Raw genomic sequence first — 9,292 nt, forward strand, 5'->3', positions numbered from 1 at the left:
TGGACTCAGTTCTGGCAGCGCATTGATCAGTTCGGCGCCGAATGCTGTTGCTGAGACATCATTCAGAGGCCGCACTCACCCGCGCCATGCTTGCATTGCGACCTGTGCCTAAGCTTTAGGCCCAAGATGTATGATATGGGTGTCTCGATGGATGACCGATTCCTTAGGATTCACGCCCAATAGCCGCCTATGAGTCGCCTAGCGCCCTTGCTGTGCCTGCTTCTGCTGTGTGCGATGCCGACCCGCGCGGAGGCGGAGCGCGTCCTTACGCTCGGCGTCTATGCCTATCGACCGCAGGATATGATGCAGCGTCGCTTTCAGCCTCTGGCGGACTATTTGAGCGAGCGACTGCCGGACACCCGCGTGGAGCTGAGGGCGCTGCCGCTCGACCTTCTCGGCCAGGCCGTCCACGAAGGTCAGGTGGATCTGGTGCTAACCAACCCGCGCCATTACCTGCAGCTGCGCAGCCGTGACGATCTCACTGGCGTCATCGCGACCCTGATCAAACGCAGCTTCGACGGCACCGCGACGCGCTGCCTTGGCGGGGTCATCTTCACGCGGGCGGACCGTGACGATCTCGCGACACTGGCGGATCTCAAGGGTCAGCGGATCGCCATTCCGAACACGAATCATATGGGCGGCTATTTTGCGCCACTCGTCGAGTTGGACGAGGCAGGGCTGCCACCGCCGCCGCCCGATCAGCTGGATGTCTCCGGCACGCATGACGCTGTGGTGGAGCGCGTCGTGAGCGGCGTTTCGGATATCGGCTTCGTGCGTACCGAGATCCTCGAGGAGCTTGCGGCCAGCGGTCGACTGGACATGGACCAGATCAAGATCATCAATCGCCAGGCCTTGAGTGACTATCCCTTCATGAGCTCCACGCGGCTTTACCCCGAGTGGCCGCTGATTGCGCTGCCGGCGGTCGACGAGCAGAGCGTTCGTCTCGTCATGGCGGCGCTCTACGCACTGGATCCGAATGGACCGGTTGCGCAAAGCGCGCACATTGCCGGCTTCGCGCCGCCGGCCGACTACCTGCCGTTGGAGCAGGCGTTGCGCCGCCTGCGGATGCCGCCCTTCGACCAACGGCCGCACTATGGGCTTGATGACCTCTGGTCGGACTACAGGCTCGCGATCATTGCTGGCGCGCTCGCCTTCGTCGCCATCTTGGGATTGAGCCTGCTGCTCTTCTATCGCAATCGCGCACTGGTGCTGAGCACGGCGCGCCTGCGGATGCTGACACAGGTGCAGCAAGCGCTTGCTGAGCAGACGGCCGCCCTGATGCGTGTCTCCGCCACCGACCAAGACAGGGCGATCAATGCCTTGCTAAGAACCGCGGGCCGGTTGCTCAAGGCCGATCGCGCCTATCTTTTCCAGCTGGATGAGGATGGACTGCACGCGAGCAACACCCACGAGTGGTGTGCCGAAGGGGTCGCGCCGCAGTTGTCGAGTCTGCAGCATATTCCTTTGTCTGAGACGCGCTGGTGGTGGGATCAGCTTGGCTCGGCGGGGCGTATCGTCATCAATGACGTCGATCAGATCCCGGACGCGAGCTTGCGCGAGCAGCTCCGAGCCCAGAACATCAGCGCGCTGTTTGCGATCGCACTGCTGAAGGACGCGACCAATCGGGGCTTTGTCGGCTTCGATTTGGTACAGCGCAAGCACAGCTGGCATGCCGAGGAGATCCTTCCCTTCGAGGCACCGATCTCGGCCCTCGGGCACGCCTTGCTGCGGTGGCGGGCCGAGCGCCTATTGGAGCTTCGCGCTCGCTGTGACGAGGCGCTGCTGGAGCTGCCGCAGCTCGCCGAGACCCTGCCCGAGCAAGCCTTCCTCAAGCGTGCCTTGGCGCTCGCGGAAGAGCTCACCGGCAGCCACATCTCCTTCGTGCACTTTGCCGCCGAGGATCAGCGGACCATTGAGCTTGTCAGCTGGTCGCAGCGCACCCTCGACCACTACTGTAAGGCCGAGCACGGCAGCCACTACCCGGTCGCGGAGGCTGGCGTCTGGGCGGATGCCTTGCGCCAGCGTGCCCCGGTGGTCGTCAACGACTACGCCGGCTATGCGGGAAAACGGGGGTTGCCGGAGGGGCATGCCGAGCTGAGACGCTTCATCAGTGTGCCTGTGGTTGAGGACGATCAGGTCGTCATGCTCGCGGGTGTCGGCAACAAGGCCGATGACTATGACGCCAACGATGTCGAGAGCCTTCAGCTCATCATCAATGCGACTTGGCGCCTGCTGGAGCGGCGGCGCAGCCTCGCGGCCCTACGCGACAGCGAGGCGCGCTTCCTCGTGACCTTCGAGCAGGCCGCGGTCGGCATTGCGCAAGTGGGGCTGGACGGCCGTTGGCTGCGGGTCAACCACAAGCTGTGCGAGATCGTCGGCTATTCCAGCGCGGAACTGCTTGAGAAGCGCTTCCAGGACATCACGCATCCTGAGGATCTCGACAAGGATATCAGGGAGCTGCAACGTGTGCTCGTCGGCGAGATCACTTCCTACAGCATGGAGAAGCGCTACATCCGCAAGGATGGGGAGATCGTCTGGGTCAACCTGACGGTCGCTCTGACCCTGCAGGAAGACAAATCGCCGGATTATTTCATCGCCGTCGTCGAGGACATTCAGGCGCGTAAGCAGGCCGAAGAGACGCTGCTCAAGCTCGCGCAGGCCCTGGAGCAAACGCCAGAGGCCATCGTCATCACCAACCTCGACGCCGAGATCGAATACGTCAACGCCGCCTTCGTCGAGATCACGGGATACCTGCGTGAGGAGATCCTGGGGCAGAATCCACGCATTTTGCACTCGGACAAGACGCCCAAGGAGACTTATGACGCCCTCTGGGGCGCGCTGACCCATGGGCGGCCGTGGCAAGGCGAGCTGATCAACAGGCGCAAGGACGGTAGCGAATTCATCGAGCACGCCATCATCAATCCCGTGCGCCAGCCCGATGGCCGTGTCACGCACTATGTCGCCTCCAAGGAGGACATCACGGAGAAGAAGCGTCTGGCCGAGGAGTTGGAGCGGCATCGCAACCATCTCGAGGAGTTGGTCGAGGCCCGGACCGCCGAGCTGGCGCAGGCGCGCGTCGCCGCAGAAGCAGCCAGTTTGGCCAAGAGTGCCTTCCTGGCCAATATGAGTCACGAGATTCGCACCCCGATGAACGCCGTCGTCGGCATGACCCATCTGCTGCAGCAAGACGCGCGGCCGGATCAGCAGGCGCGGCTCGGCATCGTCGCTGATTCAGCCGCCCATCTGCTCTCCCTCATCAACGCTGTGCTGGATCTCTCGAAGATCGAGGCCGGTAAGCTCGAACTCGAGGAGTCAGACTTTCAGCTTTCCGCCGTCTTCGAGCACCTCTGCTCGGTGGTCGGGGTTCAGGCAAAGGCCAAGGGGCTGATCTTCGAGACCGACTGCGACGGGGTCCCGGATTGGCTCCACGGCGATCCCTTGCGTTTGCGCCAGGCGCTGCTCAATCTCGCGACCAACGCGGTGAAGTTCACGGAGCATGGTCAGGTGTCGGTGCAGGCCGATGTCCTCGAGGAGGACGCCGCTGGACTGCGCCTCCGCTTCAGGGTCGAGGACACTGGGATCGGGATCTCGGAGGCGGATCAGGCGCGCCTGTTCCAGAGCTTCGAGCAAGTCGATGCGTCCATTAGCCGCCATTACGGCGGCAGTGGTCTGGGGCTCGCCATCAGCCGCCATCTGGCCGAGATGATGGGCGGCAAGCTCGAGGTGGAAAGCCAAGCTGGCGCAGGTTCGCGCTTCTCGCTCGAGGTGCGCATGCGGCGCGGTCGGGGCACGATGCCCGAGCAGGCCCCGCCGACCCTGGCCCGGGCGCCGGCGAGCCCCTGCTACAGCGGCGTGCGCGTCCTCCTGGTCGAGGACAACGCGATCAATTGCGAGGTGGCCATGGAGCTGTTGAGCGCCGCCGGTCTGGACGTGGATACGGCCCAGAACGGCGCGGAGGCCGTCAGCAAGGTTGGTCAGCACGACTACGACCTGGTGCTCATGGACATGCAGATGCCCGTCATGGACGGCCTGTCTGCAACCCGCGCCATTCGTCAGCTGCCCAAGGGCGCAGCGATCCCCATCCTGGCGATGACCGCGAACGCCTTCGAGGAGGATCGCCGTGCCTGTTTCGCTGCGGGGATGAACGACTTCGTGGTCAAGCCGGTCGATCCCGATCTCTTGTTCGCGTCTTTGGCTCGCTGGGTGCAACCGCCTGCGTCCGGGAATGCGCTAAGAAAGTGTCCATCAACAACTTCCCCCCTTTCGCAAAGGGGGGATAGCGGGGATTTCGGGCGGCATCGCTCGCATCGGGAAACAACTGATGGGCACTGTCTAAGTCAGGAAGCGACCTTTGCACCAGCGCCCAGTCCGCCCGACCAGTTACCCGCCGCGCTCGAGCCTCTTAGAACGCCCGAGCTAGAGCGCGCCCTCGCCATCTTCGGTGGCGACGTGCCGCGTTTCCTGCGCCTGCTGCAGAGCTTCAGCAAGAGCTACGGAGGAGACGCCGACACCATTCGTGAACGACTCGACGCAGGTGAAGTCGATGAGATCCGCCTCGTGACGCATCGTCTCAAGGGCGCTGCCGGCAGTCTCGGCTTGAGCGCGCTGGAGCAAGCGGCCAGCCTGCTGGATACGGCAGTGCGCCGCAAGGAAGATCCTGATCGACTGAGCGCCTGTCGCGATGAGGTCTCCCAAGCGCTTCACGCGCTTGCGGCCGCGCTGGCCGAGTTGCCGGAAGATGCCTTCGCGACTGCAGCGGATGCTCACGACCCTGGCTCTGCGCAGACCCTGCTTGATGAGCTGGACACCTTGCTGCGGCAAGATGACACTCAGGCCCAGACCCTGCTGACGGACCATCAGGACGCGCTTGGGAAGGCCCTGGGCAAGACCGCGTTCGCACCCCTCGCAAAGGCGATCGAGTCTTTCGAATACCAGGATGCCTTGGTCATGCTGCGCAACGCACTCGCCGCTCGAGACAGGGCGATCGAACATGCGGACTAGCCAGCTAATCCGCTGCTGCCCGCAACGGCTTCTTGCGAGTTCGGTCCGCCATGTTTCCGGGCATTGACCTCACATCCCGCCTCCACTTATGTCTAGCCTCAGTCCCAGTCTGGACCCTCAAGGCGGCTTGGATTACCTATTGCTCGCGCACGGCGAGCGGCCGAAGAGCATTAGGCTCCGGACACCTGCCGGCCGTCTTGAGGGCGAGATCGAGTGTCAACCACCCGAAGAGGATTTTCCACGTGCTGTCGTCGGCTCCTGCTCCAGTCATGCCTGGTGCCGAGGTTGTGATCATCTTGACCGCCGTTCGGCCGCTGTTTCGTCCGGCGTCGATCAACCAACGCCTGATCTGCTCTGGCCGATGCAACGCCAGGAGTGCGGACGGTCGCTGTTCGGCACGCTGAGGGCGCGGGAGCGAAACGCCACATGCGCAAGCTGCGATCCTCGAGCCTGGCCTTTCGCGCGACCTTCTGGATTCTGCTGCTGGTGGGTGCGGTCGGTCTCATATCGCTCTGGTTCGGCAACAGCCTGGCGATCCAGCGTGAGACCCAGCGGTCGCAGATCAAACTGCTTGAACTCATCGACACCGTCGAGCGTTCCGCCAGCATCGCCTGCTTTCTCAGTGACAAGGAGCTTGCCAAGGAGGTGGCCCAGGGTCTGCTGTCCAATCGCATCATCAGGCAGGTTGAGATCTATGACTCAGAGGGTCCGCTGGTGGTGCTGCAGCGCAGGGGTCAGGAGGGGGGGCAGCCTTCAAGTGCATCCGTCCCCGAGGACGCGATCTCGCGGAAGATCGCTTCGCCCTTCGACCCGGCCGAGCAAGCCGGCAAGATCCTCGTACTGCCCGATCATGCCGAGATCGCGAAGAGTGTCACCGATGCATCCCTTTTCATCGGGATCCTGCTGTCCATCCAGACCTTCGCCGTCGGATTCGCTGTCATTGCGATCGTCTATGTCTTCATCACCAGACCCATGAGGAAGTTGGCGGCGGCCTTGCGGATGCTGCCGGCCGAGCACGGGGAAAAACTTGCGCATCTGGGCGGCCACGACCGCGACGAACTCGGGGAGTTGGTCAACTACGTCAACCATTTGATTGAACGTCTATGGGATCTGCTTGAAGAGGAGCGAACGCTGTGGCGCGAGGTCGAGGTCGAGGAACGCAAGCTCCGATCCATCTTCGAGCATGCGGCCACGGGCATCTTCCTGCTCGATACCAAGGGGAGTCTGTTGTCCTGCAATCCGGCCTTCCACCAGATGCTCGCGCCTGTGGTCGCAAACACGCGCAGCGCCCGATTCAGCATCCCTGTCCTTTTCGAGAACGATGATTCACGGGTGCGCGCACTCATCGACGACTGCAACCGCAGTGATTCTCCGGTCCAACGCGACATGAAACTCGCAACGTGCGACGGCAAGTCGAGCCGTTGGTTTCATCTAACCCTGAGCAAGATTGAGGACGACCTTTACCAGGGTGTCATCAACGACATCACCGAGCGCAAGAAGGCTGAGCATAGTGCGCTCGAAGTGGCCATGACGGACCCCCTCACCGGACTGCTCAATCGGCGTGGATTTGAAACCAGGATGGCGGGCAGGCTCCGGCAGGGGGCCAGATCCTCGGACACTGGCCTGGCCCTGATGCTCATCGATCTGGACCTCTTCAAGCAGGTGAACGACAACTACGGGCACGACGCCGGCGATCTGGTGCTGATCAGTGTCGCCGGCGTCTTGAGGCGACTGACGCGCAAGACCGACCTCGTCGGCCGCATGGGTGGTGACGAGTTCATCGTTCTGATCAGCGCCTACAACTCATCGGCGGCGCTGGAGTTGATCGCTGGCAAGATCATTGAGGCCGTGGGCCGGCCGATCGAGATCGGGGCGAATCGCGAGGCGCACATCGGGGCCAGCATCGGTATCGCCTTGAGCCGTCACTCAACCTTTCAGCCTGAACGCATGCTCAAGAAGGCTGACGAGGCCATGTACGACGCCAAGAAACGCGGGCGCAACACCTACGTCATCCACGAGCATTCGGACTTGGCCCTGAACGACGAATAGGAGGGTGAGCGGGCCTAACAGAAGGGATTGGAGCTCCGGCCGTGGGTGAAGGGGCGACGCGCCCAATCTTCATTGGAGCGTGAGCACGACCTTGACACCGGGGGGCAGATGATCGCTGTCGGCGTAGCCGATGGCGTCTCTGTTCTCTGCGACGGTTTCCAGGACCGAGTCGAGGTCGGAAAGGGCTCGCGGCGGCGTCGCTCGCCCCGTGAACAAGAGGCGTGCCCAGTAGGAGTTGATCTGAGGGATCGTCTTGTCGACGAGCGACCGATAGTAGGCCTCCCGCAGCGGGGAGTCCGAGGGGAGATCGATCGGCAGGGCGGTCCGTCCGTCCGGGAAGGTCGCTCGTCGGCCCATGTAGATGTCTACGACCTCGCTGCGGCTCAGCTGCTCGACGGGGTTGCTCGCATTGACGACTACGACCAGATCGCCGAGCGCCATCGAGGCCCAGATTGACCCAGCAGCTGCGAGGAGGGTGGCTAGCGATCGACGCATCTCAAAACATCCAGTCCAGGCTGACGGAGATGAAGTTGACGTCCCTATCTTTGATTGCCTCGAAGGAATGCTCGGTCGCCCAGAGGTCGCCGGACCTGATTCGACTGTGGCTCCACTGTAGTTTGAGGGCGATGTTCCGATGGAAGTCCCAGCGTGTGCCCAGGCTCAGCGTCGATTGGTCCATGCCGAGCGCGCTATAGAAACCGTCGGTGGCGGAATAGAGCGTCCGCAAATCAGAAGACAGGGCTAGGCCGATGGCCGATGGCGCTACGACCGGGTCGATATCCTCGAGGGGTCTGACGGTGGAGACGACGGCATAGGGCGTGAAACGCCCGAAGCGCCTACCGACGCTGAGGTAGGCGCTCAGGATATCGCTCAGCGGCGTCCACTCGGAGCTGAGATAGCCGATCTCGCTGGAGACCTGCCAGTCGCTGTCCTCGAAGGCCGCTCCGATTGCATAGAAGGTCGCCGACTTGCCGTCGTAACGCAGGTCCAAGGCGTAATCGCCGGCCTGCGGCCAGAACGCCTGGACCAGCGGATTCTCGAGACCTGGCAGAAGACCCGAGCGTGTCAAAGAGCCCACCTGTCCGTTGAAGGTGACTTGGGCGAGGCCAGCGCTCAGGCGCCAGGCGCCGCGCTCGAACGAGAGGCGTCCGCCCCAGAGCGGACTGAGTTCCACGTTATCGGAACCCACGGAGCGCTGCAGTTGAATGGTGCGTGTGGTCTGGCCGAGAAAGACCTTGGCAATGAGGTCTCCTCCAGCCACGGACAGCCGATAGGCGGCGTCGATGCCATCGAAATTGAGCGGCAGCAGCGGACCGTAGAACTCGACCGGTGGGCGCTCCCAGAGATAGGCGTACCCAACATTGCGGTAGTCGGAGAGCAGATAGAAGTCGAGACCGAGCCGCCCGACGCGCAGGGTCGCCTCCGAGTTCGGCCGCCAGCCGAGGTAGGCCCATTCCGTGCTTTCATCGAGTGACTGCTCGGCCCGCTCCTTGAGCACGAGCTGGACCGCGGCATCCAGTTGACTGCTGATACGCGCATTCGCCTGGACGCCGAGGAGCGAATCCAGTCTCCACGACCAGTGTCCCTGGAAGGTATCCGGCTGGCCCCACTCGCGCAGCGGATGCAGGTCGTCCTCGCTGCTGTAGGTAGCGCCCAGGGTGCCGAATCCGCTCAGACGGAGCGGGGAAATCAGGTCCTCCGCAGCGGTCGGCGAAGATAGGAGCAGGCCGGTCAGGAGCAGACCGACAAGGATATCGAGCCCAAGGCATAGCGTCCGGATCGCGCTCTTGTACACCGCAGTGATCGGCCTCCCCGACAGGTGATTTCGCGGTCGACATCGGAACACGACCGCCCCCCCTCTGTTGCCAATTGGTGGCGTTTGAGAAGTCGCACCGCCCGCCCATCGGCCTTAACGACTCCATCGCACGACTCGGATTCCCCGGTCCCCACAACCCAGCTCCCTACGACTTCCATGCCTGCAGCGATCCAAGATCGCCCCCAAAGTCACGAAGGCGAGCTTATTACACGCCGAGTCTGCTCGACTAGGCTCGTCATCGCGCCGAGCAGCCCCGAGTGGGAAGGATTGTGACGGAAGTCACGGTTTAGGGTCGCGGCTATTGGCGCAAGGTGATCAGCCAGGCCAAGGCTTCTTCGACACTTCCCACTGCAGAACTCCTGACATACGCCCATTAACTCGCTGAAATGGTGTTATAATTCTGGCTTGAATCGATAAATAAATACG

At 62.7% G+C, this 9,292-nt stretch carries 4 protein-coding genes; 2 read left to right on the plus strand and 2 right to left on the minus strand.

Translation table 11 applies throughout. From position 1 onward, the window contains the following. The first annotated feature begins 189 nt into the window (after nt 1–189). Both G3480_RS23665 and G3480_RS23670 read left to right on the plus strand, forming a co-directional pair. Nucleotides 190–5,001 carry a PAS domain S-box protein gene (locus G3480_RS23665; RefSeq protein WP_164656699.1) on the plus strand — a complete coding sequence of 1,604 codons (4,812 nt, stop codon included), beginning with the start codon at nt 190–192 and terminating at the stop codon, nt 4,999–5,001. Between the two features lie 426 nt (nt 5,002–5,427). After that, the gene (locus G3480_RS23670) at nt 5,428–7,050 is read left to right on the plus strand and encodes a diguanylate cyclase domain-containing protein (RefSeq protein WP_164656700.1); all 1,623 of its coding nucleotides are present in this window, start codon (nt 5,428–5,430) and stop codon (nt 7,048–7,050) included. Between the two features lie 69 nt (nt 7,051–7,119). Here the strand turns inward: G3480_RS23670 and G3480_RS23675 are convergent, their stop codons facing one another. Beyond that, nucleotides 7,120–7,545: a type 2 periplasmic-binding domain-containing protein gene (locus G3480_RS23675; RefSeq protein ID WP_206171862.1), complete on the minus strand. Its 426-nt coding sequence runs from the start codon at nt 7,543–7,545 to the stop codon at nt 7,120–7,122. Nucleotide 7,546: 1 nt separating this feature from the next. Then, a complete protein-coding gene (locus tag G3480_RS23680) occupies nt 7,547–8,845 on the minus strand; it encodes a hypothetical protein (RefSeq protein ID WP_164656701.1) in 1,299 nt (432 codons plus the stop codon). Nucleotides 8,846–9,292: the final 447 nt, after the last annotated feature.

The sequence above is a fragment of the Thiorhodococcus mannitoliphagus genome (assembly GCF_010915725.1).
Classification (GTDB): Bacteria; Pseudomonadota; Gammaproteobacteria; order Chromatiales; family Chromatiaceae; genus Thiorhodococcus; species Thiorhodococcus mannitoliphagus.

Bases quoted from the DNA above. Each gene is read 5' to 3' on its own strand.
- G3480_RS23665 (WP_164656699.1), top strand. From the start codon at position 190: ATGAGTCGCCTAGCGCCCTTGCTGTGCCTGCTTCTGCTGTGTGCGATG.
- G3480_RS23670 (WP_164656700.1), top strand. From the start codon at position 5,428: ATGCGCAAGCTGCGATCCTCGAGCCTGGCCTTTCGCGCGACCTTCTGG.
- G3480_RS23675 (WP_206171862.1), bottom strand. From the start codon at position 7,545: ATGCGTCGATCGCTAGCCACCCTCCTCGCAGCTGCTGGGTCAATCTGG.